At 38.8% G+C, this 16,004-nt stretch carries 14 protein-coding genes; 2 read left to right on the forward strand and 12 right to left on the reverse strand.

The genetic code is table 11. From position 1 onward, the window contains the following. Positions 1-26 precede the first annotated feature (26 nt). Positions 27-1,214 carry a Pycsar system effector family protein gene (locus BUA72_RS21655; RefSeq protein WP_072925154.1) on the forward strand — a complete coding sequence of 396 codons (1,188 nt, stop codon included), beginning with the start codon at positions 27-29 and terminating at the stop codon, positions 1,212-1,214. Between the two features lie 18 nt (positions 1,215-1,232). Beyond that, complete coding sequence (locus BUA72_RS21660) at positions 1,233-2,156, forward strand: bestrophin family protein (RefSeq protein ID WP_072925156.1); 924 nt, start codon at positions 1,233-1,235, stop codon at positions 2,154-2,156. A gap of 82 nt (positions 2,157-2,238) precedes the next feature. Here the strand turns inward: BUA72_RS21660 and BUA72_RS21665 are convergent, their stop codons facing one another. From BUA72_RS21665 to nuoF, 12 genes are all read right to left on the reverse strand, one after another. Beyond that, positions 2,239-4,560, reverse strand: a complete 2,322-nt coding sequence (locus tag BUA72_RS21665; protein ID WP_072925158.1) for a GAF domain-containing protein — start codon at positions 4,558-4,560, stop codon at positions 2,239-2,241. Between the two features lie 127 nt (positions 4,561-4,687). Further along, positions 4,688-4,939 (reverse strand): hypothetical protein, encoded by a 252-nt coding sequence (locus tag BUA72_RS21670; RefSeq protein WP_139259663.1) that lies wholly within the window; start codon positions 4,937-4,939, stop codon positions 4,688-4,690. Between the two features lie 171 nt (positions 4,940-5,110). Next, on the reverse strand, positions 5,111-6,496 hold the full coding sequence (locus BUA72_RS21675) for an NADH-quinone oxidoreductase subunit N (RefSeq protein WP_034730734.1): 1,386 nt from the start codon (positions 6,494-6,496) through the stop codon (positions 5,111-5,113). A 99-nt stretch (positions 6,497-6,595) separates the two neighbouring features. After that, positions 6,596-8,089 (reverse strand): complex I subunit 4 family protein, encoded by a 1,494-nt coding sequence (locus BUA72_RS21680; protein WP_072925161.1) that lies wholly within the window; start codon positions 8,087-8,089, stop codon positions 6,596-6,598. Continuing rightward, the gene (nuoL, locus tag BUA72_RS21685) at positions 8,089-10,002 is read right to left on the reverse strand and encodes an NADH-quinone oxidoreductase subunit L (protein ID WP_072925163.1); all 1,914 of its coding nucleotides are present in this window, start codon (positions 10,000-10,002) and stop codon (positions 8,089-8,091) included. The genes BUA72_RS21680 and nuoL overlap by 1 nt, the downstream gene beginning before the upstream one ends. A 3-nt stretch (positions 10,003-10,005) precedes the next feature. Next, complete coding sequence (gene nuoK, locus BUA72_RS21690) at positions 10,006-10,335, reverse strand: NADH-quinone oxidoreductase subunit NuoK (protein ID WP_034730724.1); 330 nt, start codon at positions 10,333-10,335, stop codon at positions 10,006-10,008. 4 nt (positions 10,336-10,339) lie between these two features. Further along, positions 10,340-10,837 (reverse strand): NADH-quinone oxidoreductase subunit J family protein, encoded by a 498-nt coding sequence (locus tag BUA72_RS21695; RefSeq protein ID WP_034703568.1) that lies wholly within the window; start codon positions 10,835-10,837, stop codon positions 10,340-10,342. Further along, on the reverse strand, positions 10,837-11,394 hold the full coding sequence (locus BUA72_RS21700; protein WP_034703566.1) for a NuoI/complex I 23 kDa subunit family protein: 558 nt from the start codon (positions 11,392-11,394) through the stop codon (positions 10,837-10,839). Before BUA72_RS21700 ends, BUA72_RS21695 begins: the two co-directional genes overlap by 1 nt. Before the next feature lie 112 nt (positions 11,395-11,506). Continuing rightward, a complete protein-coding gene (nuoH, locus tag BUA72_RS21705) occupies positions 11,507-12,571 on the reverse strand; it encodes an NADH-quinone oxidoreductase subunit NuoH (protein ID WP_034730721.1) in 1,065 nt (354 codons plus the stop codon). A 95-nt stretch (positions 12,572-12,666) separates the two neighbouring features. Continuing rightward, a complete protein-coding gene (locus BUA72_RS21710) occupies positions 12,667-13,665 on the reverse strand; it encodes an NADH-quinone oxidoreductase subunit G (RefSeq protein ID WP_034730719.1) in 999 nt (332 codons plus the stop codon). 43 nt (positions 13,666-13,708) lie between these two features. Then, positions 13,709-14,590, reverse strand: coding sequence for a hypothetical protein (locus BUA72_RS21715; RefSeq protein WP_139259664.1), 882 nt, complete (start codon positions 14,588-14,590; stop codon positions 13,709-13,711). A gap of 5 nt (positions 14,591-14,595) precedes the next feature. Further along, positions 14,596-15,954, reverse strand: a complete 1,359-nt coding sequence (gene nuoF / locus BUA72_RS21720) for an NADH-quinone oxidoreductase subunit NuoF (RefSeq protein WP_034730706.1) — start codon at positions 15,952-15,954, stop codon at positions 14,596-14,598. Between the last annotated feature and the right edge of the window lie 50 nt (positions 15,955-16,004).

Genomic DNA, 16,004 nt, shown 5'->3' on the forward strand with positions numbered 1-16,004 from the left:
AAATTTACATTAACAAAAATTCAGGAATGAGCATTTTACACAAAGCTAAAGATTATGTCGAAATCTTATTCAAAGATAAGTTATCTTCTGTATACTTTTACCATAATTTTATTCACACGACTTATACCGTCAATAAGGCTGAGGAGATCATGCGAAATACGCCTGTATCCAAAGAAGACCAGGAAAAGGTTCTGCTGGCACTGTGGTTCCACGATACCGGCTATGTAGACTGTGCCCAGAATCATGAGGAAAAAGGGGTCACCATTCTTGCCGATTTTCTGAAACAGGAAAACTATCCTGAAACCTTTATTGAAGATGTTTCTAAGCTGATTCTCGCGACAAAGATCACTTACGAGCCACAGAATTTGTTGGAAAAGATCGTTAAAGATGCAGACTGCAGCCACTTTGCAAGTCACGATTACAATGATATCTCCGATGCACTGAGAAAAGAATGGGAACTTACCAACGTAAGATGTTTCTCCAATGAAGAATGGAATGCCGGAAATCTGGATATGCTGAAAAACAGGCATCATTATTACACGGACTATGCAAAGGAAAACTGGGATCCTCTGAAAAAGAAAAATATCAAAAAGATAGAAAAGAAGCTGGAAAAAGAAGAGGATAAAAAGGAGGACAAAGACAAAAAAGAAATCTCAGACAATAAAAAAGAATCTAAGGAAGCGAAATCTGACCGTAGTGTAGACACGCTGTTCAGAGTAACTTTGAATAATCATACAAGACTGAGTGATATTGCAGACAGCAAGGCGAATATTCTTCTTTCCGTTAATGCCATCATTATTTCAGTTTGTCTTTCCGTATTGGTTCCAAAGCTGGATACCCCGAAGAACGCACACCTGATCATTCCAAGTTTTGTACTGTTGCTTTCAAGTGTTTTAACGATCATATTTGCGATTTTATCGACAAAACCGAATGTGACGAAAACCAATTTTACGGCCCAGGACATTACCGACCGGAAAGTGAATCTTCTGTTCTTCGGAAACTTTCACCAAATGATATTCAACGATTATCACAATGCAATGAAAGATCTGATCAAGGATAGAGATTACATCTACGATTCTATGGTGAAAGACCTGTATTTCCTTGGAAAAGTTCTTGACAGAAAATACAAGCTTTTATCAGTTACGTATCAGATATTTATGGCCGGAATTATTATTTCCGTGCTTTCTTTTGCTTATGCGTTTCTTAGCCTTTAATTAAAAAAATAGATACAGATGATTGTCAGACAGCGTACCAATTGGCTGAAAATGTTGTTTATATGGAGAGGTTCTGTGTTGAAGAAAATAATTATTCAGCTGAGTATTATTTTGCTGTTTTCACTTTCTGTCTATTATTTGAAAGGAAAAGTTTTTGATTATAAAGTTCATCTTAATCCTACTATTTTTACCCTGCTTGGCCTTGCACTGGCCATTTTCATGGGTTTCTGCAATTCTGCAAGCTACGACCGTTTCTGGGAAGGGCGTAAACTCTGGGGTTCATTGGTGATAGAAACCAGATCTTTTACCCGACAGATCCTTTCACTGGTGAATGATCCTTCGGCTGATGCAAAAGAAGAAAAAGAAAAGATCATCAAATTAATATCAGCGTTCTGCTGGTCTCTGAATTATCAATTGAGAGAAAAATCAGGGACGGAACATCTTACGAGGCTTCTTTCTCCGGAACAGGTAGAACAATTAAAGGACAAGAAATTTATTCCAAGCATTATTCTCGGATTTATTGCAGACTGGCTGAATGAGCAGCAACGGAAGGGAAACATAGACACCATTGTCATGACTTCCATGGATCATCAGCTGAATCAGTTTTCCAATATTTCCGGAGGTTGTGAGAGAATTTTCAATACGCCACTGCCTTTTGCTTACAGCGTGTTGTTACATCGCACGGTTTATCTGTACTGTTTTTGGCTGCCTTTTGGCTTGGTAGATTCATTGGGATGGATGATGCCTTTGATTGTTCTGTTGATCAGTTATACCTTTATTGCTTTGGATGCCATTATCCAGGAGATCGGGGAACCATTTGGAGAAGAGGAAAATGATCTTGCGTTAAATAGCATGTGCAGAACCATTGAATATTCCATTTTCGAGCAGGCAGGAATACCGCAGGGCGAGCTTAAAAAGCCGGATTCTTATTTTATAGATTGATGAGGAAAGAAAGGAAGATGGAGGTTTGAAGAGGGAAGTTCTGGAGGTTGAAAAACAAATTTAAGCCGGTTTTTATTGGTTTTTACTCAATGCTTACTGAAGAATTATCCAGAGAAATTCTCAATGCTAATAATCCTGTAATTCCCTGAAGATCTTCTACTTTCAAGAACTCCACGTCATTCTGAAGAATTCCTTTTTTCTGAAGTTTGCTGATGTATTCCAGATATTCTTTCTGGTTTTCCATCCCGAAATACACGATGGTGATTTTTCCCGGGCAGGTAATTCTTTCCGATGAATCTTTTACATGAGCTTTATCCAGACGTTTTTTTACAATTTCGTAATAAGAATTGTAAGCACCGTCTACATCAAAACGTTTTTCATCCATTCTGAAACGGATATCTATTTTTTCATTATAAACAAAAATAAGAGATGCGATATCCAGCTGAATCGGAAGATCTCTTTTGAAATGGTGGAATTCACGTTCCATATTACAGATGGTCTTCAACTGCCAGTATCGTAATTTATGAACTTCTTTGGAGGTATAAGCAAGATCCGGGGCAATATTATGCCCGATATACAGATTATGCTCTACACCGTCAGATTTAAACCTTTCAAAATAATGAGGAAAGATCTGCTGAGCCTTCACCTGACCTTCATCCAGCATGTCAGCCAGTTTTCTGTTGACCAATGTAATGGAGTCATCCAGACTTTTTCTGTTGGCATAAAACAGATTGGTTTGAGTGAAAATCTGCAGAAAATAATCTTTGATTTTATTCTTAATTTCAGCATCCGTTTTCAGTTCCAGTTTCGCCTGAAGATAAGGATGAATCTCTTCTCTCAGGAACCTTTGAAAACGCTGTTCCGTATCAGCTTTGATCTCGTTGTTCAGTTCATTCTCAAAAATATCCAGTGCCAGAAGATATTTCTCCGAATCAGAATTGATCATCGTGAAAATATCATGAAGGCTTTCCAGTTGCTGGTTGAGGTCTTCCAGCATCAGATTGAAACGCTTCTCGGAGGAAGAACGGATGTCAGAAAACCCAAATAGTGGCGTCAGGTTTTTAAAAGAAATCTGTTTCAGCGTATACATTTTCTTTCCGAGCGAAGCATTGAAATATTTCTCAGCCTCATTCCTGAATTTCCACACTACACTGTCGTGGATGGAAGTGTATTCACGCTGGATAATTGCTTCTATCTGGTAGTTTTTCTCAAAACTGAACCTGTTCAGGGAGAACAGAATCATATCGGTGAAAAACTCCATTTTTTTAAGCTTTAATCCGTTAAAACTATTGGCTTGCGGGGATGTAAATTCCATAATGGCCAACAATTCATTATCCTTCATGATGGGAATCACCATGAAGCTGTTGATATTATTATCCCTTAAAATACTGAAAGAGGGAAGTGATTTGATATCGTCCTCCAGATTGTTGACATTAGAAATGACAATCGGTTTGGAGTTGTGATTTAAATTATTGAATGTATTCTTTCGGGTTTCTTCGTCAAATGCATTGATCCAGAAATCCAGCACATGATGGGTGAACACATTTTCGTAGATTGGGAGTCTGCCCAGTTTCTGATCTTTTTTGTCGAACAGCATTAATCCGAAATTAAGTTCCGGAACATCAAAATAAGACTTGAAAATTTCAACCAGGTTTTCATCCGGACTCAGATCTTCCGGATCAATTTCTATCATGCTTGATTTAAGATCAGACAAGGCCACTTCCGAAGTACAGTCAACCAGAGAAATAATAGTAAATCCCTTTAAAACCCATGATTTGGAAGGGAAATATTTTTTCCAGAGTTTAAAATCATCAAGATTTTCCAAAAGCATATCCAACACATCATCCGTCGGGATTTTTGCATGCTCAGTAGGATAGACCTCTGTAAAATCTGAATTCACTGTGATTTTGTAATGCTTCATGATTCCCAATCTGTTTGGAATATCATAATAAAGCGGCATTGTGCTCTTGATATCTCTTTTAAAATAGCTTTGAAGGATAAGACAGCAGCAGAATACATAAAATTCATCGTCACCAATATTCCTAAGTTCTATTTCAAAATCCTTTCCGGCATCTCTCAGAATATCTTTGAATCTTTCGGTGTAATTGAAAGTAGTTTTGGATAGTGGAATACTGGCCGCCTTGATTTCATTGTGGGTAAGACCGGTAGGAAAGAGATCAGCAAGCAGTATTCTGATGAGGTCCTCGTGTTTTTCAAGAAGAGAAACATCCTGGAAACCGTCTTTCAGTTCCTTAAAATTTCTGGTTCTGTCAATCAGGGATTCAGCGTAGTTGACACGATAGTCCAGACGGTCGTTATAGCGGATATGTTCCAGCACATCCAAATATTTTTCGAATGATATAAGAACCTGAAATGGAGCGTCTTTTTTGTAAAGATTGGTCAAGAGCTGAAATTTAAAGTAAAGTTATGAAAAAAACGCAACTTCCAAATGGGCTTCGGATTGGCGAAAATGATCTTTTGGAGCTGCTTTCCTTATTTTTTCTAAATAATATTCAGAAATAAATAAAACATTATCTGTTGCCGCTTTTCTTTTTGAAAAATTCTGCAGTTTTGCGATAAAGATTAGGATAGAATTCTGCAGTTCCAATCTTTAATTCCCGGGTTACCGGAAAGAGAAATTTCATTAAAGGAACAGAAAATATGAGCGCAAAAGGGAGAACGAACATTCTGTAATTCACAGTATCTTTTTGGTCTTTATTGATGAAAAAGATAAGGGCTGCGATGAGCAGAGCAGTAAGTAGGGTGATAAGGATTTTTTTCATGGTGATTAATGGATAATCAAATTTAACGGTTTTCATGGAGATTTAAAATAAAAATTCTGTATTTCATAATCATATTATGTTGATAAAAGTTTATTTCTAAGTTCTCCCCATGGTCTTCACAAAAAAAGCACAACTGAAAAGTTGTGCTTTTTATATTTTTATATGGGAATTTTACAATCCGAACTGTCTTGCGAACAGGTCAGGGAAAACACCCAACATAATAATAGATGCAATTATAAATACCGCTACGATATTGTACGTAAGGGTTACTTTTTCTGAAGATTTGAATGTAGATTCTTTGAAGAAGAACATTGAAATGATCAGTCTTAAATAATAAGCAATAGATACTGCAGAACCCAGTACAGCTACCAGTACTAAGAAAACGCCATGCTTAGAATTCATCGCCTGGGAGAATAATGCAAATTTCCCCATAAATCCAGCTGTAAGTGGAACTCCTGCCATTGAAAGCATAGAGATCGCCGCTACTGTAGCCAATAGAGGTTCTGATTTTGCCAATCCTTTGAAGGCTCCGAAAGAGGTTTCTCTTTTTAATTTTTCTACATAAATCAGACACATAAAAACACCTACGGTTGATAATGAGTAAGCGAATAAATAGAATGCCAGGTTGTACGTAGAAAGGCTGGTCATTCCGAAGAATACCAATCCGATATATCCTGCATGAGATACAGAAGAGTAGGCTAACATTCTTTTGGCGTTGGTTTGGGCAAGACCCATAACGTTCGCTAACAGTAATGTAATGATCAGGAATACTCCGAAGATGTTAATCCAATGTTCTGTAACGCCTCCAAATCCGATGGTCATTAATCTGAATAAAGCAAAGAATCCTGAGATCTTTACCACACTCGCCATGAATGCCGTGATCAGTGAAGGCGAACCTGCATATACATCCGGGCTCCACATGTGGAAAGGAGCTAATGCTACCTTGAATGCCAGCGCACAAAGAATAAGCAGAACACCTAAGATGAACATAACGTCCTGCGGATTTTTAACTCCGAAATCCTGTATTTTATACAAGTCAAAGCTTCCGGTACTTCCGTAGATAAATGCAATCCCGAACAGTAAGAAACCTGTAGCGAACGCACCCATTAAGAAATATTTGATCGAAGCTTCGTTTGATCTTAAATCAGTTTTGTTGGCACCGGCCATTACATATAACGGGATGGAAAGAATTTCTACTCCCAAGAAAAGAGTAACCAAATTCTGGAATCCGAAAAGGACGATCCCTCCGCATAATGCAAAAAGCATCAGTGCATATAATTCTGACTGGTGGCTTCTGTGATTGCTGAACGCAAAGCCTCCCAGGAAGAATAACAATAAGGTTGTTACAATAGAAATTTTGGTGAATAACGCCGTATTTGCAGTGTACTCATACATGTGTCTGTACTTTTCGAAGAAAGCACATTCAGGTAAGAAGCTTACATATAATGCGATGATCAATCCTAAAATCCCAATGTATCTTGCGAATTTTCCTTGTTCAAAAACTCCCGAAAATAACGCAATAACTGCCGTTAGGAAAACAATAATTAAAACACTCATAATATAGATTTGAGATGTGAGACATGAGAGCTGAGACACAATTTGTGATTCCTCATTTCTTAATCTCTTAATTTTTTAATTTTTAAATCTTTTAATCTTCTAATTAGCCATTGCTGTGTAGATAAACTTCAGCGAACTGCTCACCATATCGATCACCGGCTGTGGGAAAATGCCCAATAGGATCACGAAAACCGCTAAACTTGCCAATACAGAAAATTCAACAGCGGATAAATCTTTAGCTGTACTTAAAACGGCTTCGTCTCCTTCACCGAACATTGCTTTTCCGTAGAATCTCAACAGGTACACGGCACAAAGAATTACAGTAAGACCTGCAATCACTGCTGCCAGTCCGTTGAAATCATATACCGATTTCAGCAAAATAAATTCTCCGATGAATCCATTGGTTAATGGAACTCCCATTGAACCTAATATAATGATCAGGAACAACACGGCAAACTTAGGAGCCACTTTGGCTAAACCTCCCATTTGTCTGATGTCTCTTGATTTAAATCTCTTATATAAAATATCACAGCAGTAGAATAATCCCACTACGTTGATACCGTGAGCAAAAGTCTGTACCAGTGCCCCTTCGGCTCCTTCAATATTGAATGTTCCTCTTAACGTGATCACTGCAGAAGAGAAGATCCCTGCTACCATTAATCCTACGTGAGAGAAAGAAGAATACGCAATGATTCTCTTCATATCGGTCTGGATGATCGCGATGAGAGCACCGTGAACAATTCCTACAATAGCTAAAATAATTACGATCTGTCCTGAAATTCCTGCAATAGGAAGCGGAGTGATCGGAAGCAAATAACGGATAACACCATACACGGCCATCTTCAGCATGATCCCTGATAAAAGCATGGACCCCTGAGTAGGAGAGTAGGTATAGGTATCCGGCTGCCACGTATGGAAAGGGAATACTGGTAATTTCACTGCAAATGCAAAGAAAATGAACCAGAATACTACTGTCTGCTGTACTTCATTAAGCTGAGCATTGTATAAATCTGTTAAAGCGAATGATGCAGAGTGGTTGTACACATAGATCAATCCGGCTAACATAAATAACGATCCAACAAATGTATAAACGAAGAATTTCGTTGTGAATTCAAATCTTTTATTTTCCTGACCCCAAAGTCCGGCGATAAACCAGATCGGTATCAAGGTTACTTCCCAGAAAATGTAGAACAACAGTCCGTCTAAAGAAGTGAACACCCCAACAAGACCGAACTGCATCAGCAGAATCAGACCGTAGAATGTATTTCTGTAGTTTACATTTTCGTTAAACGAAGATAAAATAATGATGGGCGTTAAGATATTGGTCAACAGTAAAAGCAGCAGACTCATCCCGTCAATGCCGAAATGAAGTGAGCTTTTAATAAATTGTGACCAAGGGTAGTTGATTTCGTGCTGCAATACACTGTCCACCGTTGGATTAAAATCAAAATCCGCTGCGATGTAGAATGTAATAAGCATTTGGATCAAAGCTATTCCTAGCGCCAAATATTTGCTGGATTTATTTTTCCATGCAAAAACTAATCCCGAACCTACTAGAGGTAATAGTAATAATGTTAATAATAAACCAGACATTATTGTAATATAAAGTTAACAATCAGTATAATTCCCACTGCTAAAGACATGATAAGAATATAAGTCTCTACATTTCCGTTTTGGATACGCTTCATCGCTTTTCCGCTGTCTTCAGCGCCTTCGCCTACAAAGTCTACAAAACGGTCTAAGATCCCTTTATCAAACATCTTTCCTCCGCGTCCTAATCCTTCAACAGTTTTTACAATCAATGCATTGTAAAGTTCGTCTACATATAATTTTTTAGCAGAAAGTTTCTCCCATCCGGTATAGCTTTCTTCTGCCAGAGCCATTTTTTTCTTTTTCACGTAGGTATTTTTTACGATAAACCATACGGTGAAGAACATCAGAACTGTAGCGCCTAATAAGATCATTTCAGTCCCAAACGGAACTCCCGAAAGAGTAGCTTCCATCTGGTTGTAGCTTTGCTCGGTAAGAACAGGCTTCAGCCATTCCATTAATTTAGCATAATGACCGTGTCCAATGAAGTGAGGAAGGTTAATGAAACCTCCAAGCACAGAAAGGATAGCCAGAACGATCAACGGAAGGGTCATATTAGACGGGCTTTCGTGTAAGTGATGTTTCTGATCTTCCGTACCTCTGAATTCTCCGTGGAAAGTCAGGTAGTACAGTCTGAACATATACGTTGCAGTCATTGCCGCTAAAACAAATAAGATCACCCAGTAAACAGGGTTTTTAGCGAATGCTGCTACTAAAATTTCGTCTTTTGAGATCATCCCTGATAATAAAGGGAAACCTGAGATTGCCAGTGTTCCGATAAGGAATGTAGCGTGGGTAATAGGGATGTATTTTTTCAGACCTCCCATGAAACGCATATCCTGCTCGTTGCTCATCGCGTGGATCACAGAACCTGCTCCCAGGAATAATAGTGCTTTGAAGAATGCGTGCGTCATTACGTGGAACATCGCTGTCGTATAAGCTCCCAGTCCTAAAGCAATGAACATAAATCCAAGCTGTGAAACGGTAGAGTAGGCCAATACTTTTTTGATGTCGTTCTGACGAAGTGCATAAAATCCAGCCAAAGCAGCTGTTAAGAATCCGATGAATAAAATTCCTCCCTGAACCGTAGGTGCTAAAGTAAATAAGAAGTTTGATCTTACCACTAAATAGATACCTGCCGTTACCATCGTTGCCGCGTGGATCAACGCTGATACTGGAGTAGGACCGGCCATCGCATCCGGTAACCATGTATATAAAGGAACCTGAGCAGATTTACCGGTTGCTCCGATAAATAAACTGGCCGTAATAAAGATAATTACTGTTCCGTCTAATTCAAATTTTGAAGAGTTCTGTGCTACGGTAAGGAAATCCACTGCATTGGTCTGAGCCGCAATCATAAAGATCCCGATCAGTAAGGCAAGGTCACCAATTCTGTTCATGATGAAAGCTTTTCTTGCTGCTTTACCATACTCTTCATTGGTATACCAGAATCCGATCAACAGATAAGAACAAAGTCCAACACCTTCCCATCCGATGAACAGGATCAGGTAGTTGCTTCCCATTACTAAAAGCAGCATCGAGAAGATGAAAAGATTCAGATAAGTAAAGAACTTATAGAAACCTTTGTCGTGGCTCATATATCCGATAGAATATAAATGGATCAGGGATCCGATACCTGTGATGATCATCACCATCATTAATGAAAGCTGATCAATCTGGAATCCGAAATTGATCTGAACCCCGTTTACCGTAAACCACTCGAAAGCTTTTACGATGACAGGCTGACTTTCAGAATCAAATTTCAAGAAAAGACTTACTGCGATACAGAATGATCCGAAAACCATAGCTGTAGCCAGAGAGCCTACAAATATTTTTGGAAGATTTTTCCCGAATAAACCGTTAATAAGAAACCCTAATAGTGGTAAAAGTACTATTGCATACACTAAATTTTCCATTCCTTATCCTCTTAATTTATTAAATATACTTACATCCACAGAACGGGTATTTCTATACAGCATAGCAATAATTGCCAGACCTACCGCAACTTCAGCGGCGGCTACCACCATAATGAAGAAAACTAAAAGCTGTCCGTCTCCGTTTCCTTTATACGCTGAAAAAGCAGCCAATAAAAGGTTTACAGAATTCAGCATAAGCTCTACACAGCCCAAAATAACAATAGCGTTTTTTCTCAACAGTACTCCCAATACTCCCAGACAGAATAATACTGAAGAAAGCATGATGAAATAGTTAAGAGGGACGCTTTGTATAAATGTATTTACTTCTCCCATAATTTTATAAATCTTTTTTACCGATTAATACCGCACCTACAATACCTGCCAAAATAAGGATGGATGCAAGCTCAAACGGTAAAACATATTGATTAAACAAAAGTCTGCCCAGATTTTTCGTAAGACCTACACCCTTGTCTACATTTTCAACAACAATGTGATTGTCCTGAACGCCTCTGAATACGCCTAAAACTCCAATTAATAAAAGACCGGCTGTAAAAACTCCAACAAATTTTAAAGTATTGTTCTTCTTACTTTCGTCTTGTTTATTAAGGTTAAGCATCATCAGGATATAAAGGAATAATACCATGATGGCTCCTGCGTACACTATGATCTGAATGATTGCAAGGAACTGGGCATTCAGAAGAATGTACATTCCCGCAATTGAAAACATCGTAACAATTAATGACAAAATAGCATAGAGCGGATTTCTTGCAAACACAAAATACACTGCACTAGCTACTGCTAAAAACGCCACCAAGAAAAATAAAAACTGATCCATTATTTTACCGCATTTTTTTGTTTCTCGGATTGTCTAGTCGTAATGTCAATCCTTTCATTTATTTTTTCAACCAATTTGTCTTTTCCATAGATGAAAGATCCTCTGTTGGTTTCTACATCCACCAATCTGTCTGTAAGATAGATCGCAGATTTAGGACAGGCTTCTTCACACATCCCGCAGAAAATACATCTCAGCATATTGATTTCATAAACTGATGCATATTTTTCTTCTCTGTAAAGACCTTTTTCCTCCTTCGTTCTCTCTGAAGCCGTCATGGTGATGGCTTCTGCAGGACAGGCTACGGCACAAAGTCCACAGGCTGTACATCTTTCTCTGCCTTCTTCGTCTCTTTTCAGAACGTGCTGACCTCTCCAGATAGTGGTTCTGGGCTTCTGTACTTCCGGATATGAATATACTGCCGGAGCACCTTTTATCACGGTTCTTACAGCATGCTTAAATGTAATCCCCATCCCGGTAAAAATAGCAGGAAGGTAGATTTTTTCAGCAAGGGTCATTTCTTTGTTGGAAACAACTTTTGATCTGTTTGTAAGTTTCATTTAATTATAGATGTTAGATGTTAGACGTTAGATGTTAGAAGATGGAAGTGGGTTTTTATTTCCCGCATCACCATATTATCACATCATCACATCATCTCATTTTCAAATTATTCTAGTTGGCAAATGCTAAAATTACAGCACCTGTAATCAATAGGTTTACTAATGCCATTGGGATAAGTGTTTTCCATCCTAAGTGCATTAATTGGTCATATCTAAATCTTGGAAGCGTCCATCTGATCCACATAAAGATCAGAATTCCGATTACCGTTTTCGTTAAAAATGCTACGATACTCAAAATTCCCGCAGCGTTTTCACCCCAGTTCTGAGTAACCCATTCAATTCCTGGATAGTTGTAACCCCCGAAGAAAAGAACGACCATGAAAGCATTGGAGATAAACATGTTCACATATTCACCGAACATATACAATCCTAACTTCATCGATGAATATTCCGTAGAATATCCTGTTACCAATTCAGATTCACATTCCGGTAAATCGAACGGGTGTCTGTTGGTTTCTGCCAAAGCAGCTACGAAGAATACAAGGAAGGCAATCGGCTGGTAGAAAATATTCCAGTTCATACCGGAAATCCAGGGAATAACTCCCCATAATTTTCCAGTTGTCTGACTTTCCGTAATTTCTTTTAAATCTAAACTTCCTGACATCATGATGATAGAAAGCAATGCTAATCCCATCGCCAGTTCGTAAGAGATCATCTGTGAAGAAGCACGGATAGCACCTAATAATGAATATTTGTTATTCGAAGCCCAACCTCCGATCATGATTCCGTATACACCGATTGAAGCCATTCCAATGATGAAAAGTACCCCAACGTCAATGTTGGCCACCTGTAAATCAAAAGAAGTACCTGCAATATTTAAACTTTTACCCCAGGGAATAACCGCTCCTGTGATCAATGAAATAAACATAACCAATGCCGGTCCCAATACGAAAAGAAACTTTTCAGCATTGGCAGGAGTAAAGTCTTCTTTAAAGAAAAACTTTCCACCGTCGGCCAGTGGCTGCAGCAGTCCGAAAGGCCCTGCTCTGTTGGGACCAATTCTATCCTGCATGATAGAGGCAACTTTTCTTTCAGCCCAGGTAGAGTAGGCGGCTATCGTAAGAGACAGCAGGAAAAGTGCTAGTACAAGTATAAGTTTAAATGTTAGTAAATCCATTTTTTATTTATTTAGATACTAGATGTCAGATGCCAGATATCAGATTGAAAATCTACGGTCTGACGTCTGTTGTCTGAGATCTGAAGTCTTATTAATTATTTTTCGTCTTTTTCACTGATTTCTTTTGCCATAGGATTGTCTAATACTCTTAGTTCATCCTTAGGTTTTTCGTAGTGGTTCAATGAAATGACCGAGTGTCTGTCGATATGTCTAGGACCTTCAATATTCCAGTCAGACAGTTCTTTTCTTTCGAAACGACAGGTATCGCAGATGAATTCTTCCACTTCACCCCACTGATCTTTTCTGGCAGTAACTCTTACAATTTCGTCACCTTTCATCCAAACTACGGCTTTTCCTGAACATTTATCACATTTGCAGGTTGCATTCATTGGCTTTGTAAACCAAACTCTGCTTGCAAAACGGGAAGTTCTGTCTGTTAATGCACCTACCGGGCAAACGTCGATAACATTTCCGATAAAGTCATTATCTAAAGCTTTATTTAAATAAGTAGAAATTTCAGCGTGATCTCCTCTGAAAAGAATACCATGCTCTCTTTCACCTGTTAACTGATTGGCTGCCAATACACATCTAGCACAAAGAATACAACGGTTCATATTCAACTTGATATTCGGACCAAGATCGTCTGCTTCGTAAGTATTTCTTTCAAATTCAGTTCTGGTTTCAAGGTTTCCGTGCTCGTAGCCAAGATCCTGAAGGTGGCATTCACCGGCCTGGTCGCACACAGGGCAGTCCAGAGGGTGGTTCACCAATAAGAATTCGGTAACGGCTTTTCTACCTTCCTGAGCTTTTTCAGAAGAAAGATTTTTCACTTCCATACCGTCCATTACGTTAGTTCTGCAACTAGCAACTAATTTAGGCATAGGGCGCGGATCTGCTTCAGATCCTTTCGAAACTTCGACTAAGCAAGTTCTACATCTCCCTCCACTGGTTTCCAATTTGCTGTAATAGCACATTGCAGGAGGTACAGATTTTCCACCAATTTGTCTGGCAGCTTCCAAAATAGAAGTCCCAGGCAAAACTTCAGTAGTCTGTCCGTCTATAGTTATTTTGAATTTTTTAACCTCTTCGCTCATATTCTATGCTTTCGCTTATGCTTTTAAGGCGTTAAGCTATATTTTAATTATACTTCTTCGTGTTAAATGTATACCCGACTCCTGCAAGGACCTGTCCGAAAACAAAATCCTGACGTGCTTTATCCGGCTTGTTATTCAATGTAGTCTTGATATTCCACATATTGATATATCCGGCTTTAGCCTCTGCTCTGATCATCCAGTTTTTCCAGAAAACCATGTTAAGGCTGGTTCTAAGGTCGGTTCCCATACCTGCAACGTGAAAACGGTCGCTTCTTTCATTTCCGAAAAGCTTGATATTACTTTTTGGAAACATCACCCCGATTCCTGCACCGTAAGACCATACTAAATCTATATTTTTCTTATGAATAAGATTTTTGTATTTCTCAAGACCTAAATTTTCATAATTCAATCCATCTGTATGCTCGAAAGTAAGGAACTGGCTGTCGGCTAAATTAACCTGTCCGTTCTGTACCATTGCTGCATATTTCGGATCTGAAATTGTTCCTGAAAAATTAGCCGTCTGGTCCTGTTTCATCACATATTTCATATGATCTATCCCTAAAACAAGCGCTAGATTATCCTTTATAAAATACCCCAATCTGAAGTTATACTGTGTTACGGTAAACCAGCTTGGATCAATATAAACGATTCCGAACTTGGTAGGTTTATCTCTTGCCTGTACATTATTCAACTGAAAATCGTAGCCGTTTCCCGTGAAATGGATATCAGAATTGCTGAAAGCGCCTCTGTTCCATCCATAGAAAACAAACACCTGACCTTTTTTACTCAATGGTAAGGGTTTTTCTTTCTTTTCAGCTTTGTATGGAGTTACCTCCAGTTTATATTCTTTGTCTAATGTATCTTTTTTAACTTGCCCGAAAGCAACCCCCGACATCATTATGGCAACAACCAATAAGTTTTTCATTTCAGCTACGCATTTTTTTCAACAGCAGGAATAGGATCTGCATAATGTGCCAATCCATAATTTTGTGTCTGAGATAATTCAGGGTTTTTCACATGCCATTCGAACTCGTCTCTGAAGTGACGGATCGCTGCTGCAACCGGCCAGGCCGCTGCATCACCTAATGGGCAGATGGTATTTCCTTCAATTTTTCTCTGTATATCCCAAAGAAGGTCGATGTCTTCCATTTTTCCTTCTCCTTTCTCTATCTTCTTCAGGATTTTATGCATCCATCCCGTTCCTTCACGGCAAGGGGTACACTGTCCACAACTCTCATGATGATAAAATCTCGCTAAAGTCATGGTATGTTCTACGATACACTGGTCTTCATCCAAAACAATGAAACCACCTGAACCCATCATAGTTCCGGTAGCAAAACCACCGTCTGCCAATGATTCATAGTTCATATATCTTGGTTCTCCGTTTACCGTTCTTAATAATAAATTAGCAGGAACAATCGGAACAGAGCTTCCTCCGGGGATACAGGCTTTTAATTTTTTTCCGTCTTTAATTCCACCGCAGTATTCATCAGAATAAATGAATTCCTCAACCGTAATGGTCATATCGATTTCGTAAACTCCAGGTTTGTTGATGTTTCCACAAGCCGAAATCAATTTCGTTCCTGTAGATCTTCCTACCCCGATTTTAGCATATTCAGCTCCTCCCATATCAATGATCGGAACGATAGCTGCAATAGATTCCACGTTATTTACTACCGTTGGTCTTTCCCAAAGTCCTTTTACAGCTGGGAATGGTGGTTTTAATCTTGGATTTCCTCTTTTTCCTTCAAGAGATTCAAGCAATGCCGTTTCTTCACCACAGATATAAGCTCCACCACCTCTTTGAACATAAATTTCCAGATCGTAACCTGTTCCTAAGATGTTTTTACCTAAAAATCCTGCTGCTTTAGCTTCTTCAATAGCTTCTTCTAAAATATCCGGAATCCATGAATATTCTCCACGGATGTAGATATAAGAAACATTTGAACCTAAAACAAAAGATGAGATCAACATTCCCTCGATCAATAGATGAGGAAGGAATTCCATCAGATATCTGTCCTTGAAAGTTCCAGGCTCAGATTCATCGGCATTCACAACCAGGTGTCTTGGTACGCCTTCCGGTTTTGCCAGAAAGCTCCATTTCATCCCTGTCGGGAATCCAGCTCCACCACGTCCACGAAGTCCTGAAGTTTTTACTTCTTCAAGAATTTCGTCAGGTGTCATTTTCAAGGCTTTTTCAGCTGCGGTGTAACCTCCCTGTTTACGGTACGTTTCAAAGTAGCGAATGCCTTCTATATGTGCGTCTTTAAGTAAAAGTTTTTTACTCATTGTTATATGCTTTTAGCGAACGGCTTCTACACTTTGACAAGCTCAGTGTG

Source organism: Chryseobacterium sp. OV279 (genome assembly GCF_900128945.1).
Lineage (GTDB): Bacteria > Bacteroidota > Bacteroidia > Flavobacteriales > Weeksellaceae > Chryseobacterium.

Coding starts and splice junctions, on each gene's coding strand:
- BUA72_RS21655 (WP_072925154.1), top strand. CDS start 27: ATGAGCATTTTACACAAAGCTAAAGATTATGTCGAAATCTTATTCAAA.
- BUA72_RS21660 (WP_072925156.1), top strand. CDS start 1,233: ATGATTGTCAGACAGCGTACCAATTGGCTGAAAATGTTGTTTATATGG.
- BUA72_RS21670 (WP_139259663.1), bottom strand. CDS start 4,939: ATGAAAAAAATCCTTATCACCCTACTTACTGCTCTGCTCATCGCAGCC.
- BUA72_RS21675 (WP_034730734.1), bottom strand. CDS start 6,496: ATGAGTGTTTTAATTATTGTTTTCCTAACGGCAGTTATTGCGTTATTT.
- BUA72_RS21680 (WP_072925161.1), bottom strand. CDS start 8,089: ATGTCTGGTTTATTATTAACATTATTACTATTACCTCTAGTAGGTTCG.
- nuoL (WP_072925163.1), bottom strand. CDS start 10,002: ATGGAAAATTTAGTGTATGCAATAGTACTTTTACCACTATTAGGGTTT.
- nuoK (WP_034730724.1), bottom strand. CDS start 10,335: ATGGGAGAAGTAAATACATTTATACAAAGCGTCCCTCTTAACTATTTC.
- BUA72_RS21695 (WP_034703568.1), bottom strand. CDS start 10,837: ATGGATCAGTTTTTATTTTTCTTGGTGGCGTTTTTAGCAGTAGCTAGT.
- BUA72_RS21700 (WP_034703566.1), bottom strand. CDS start 11,394: ATGAAACTTACAAACAGATCAAAAGTTGTTTCCAACAAAGAAATGACC.
- nuoH (WP_034730721.1), bottom strand. CDS start 12,571: ATGGATTTACTAACATTTAAACTTATACTTGTACTAGCACTTTTCCTG.
- BUA72_RS21710 (WP_034730719.1), bottom strand. CDS start 13,665: ATGAGCGAAGAGGTTAAAAAATTCAAAATAACTATAGACGGACAGACT.
- BUA72_RS21715 (WP_139259664.1), bottom strand. CDS start 14,590: ATGAAAAACTTATTGGTTGTTGCCATAATGATGTCGGGGGTTGCTTTC.
- nuoF (WP_034730706.1), bottom strand. CDS start 15,954: ATGAGTAAAAAACTTTTACTTAAAGACGCACATATAGAAGGCATTCGC.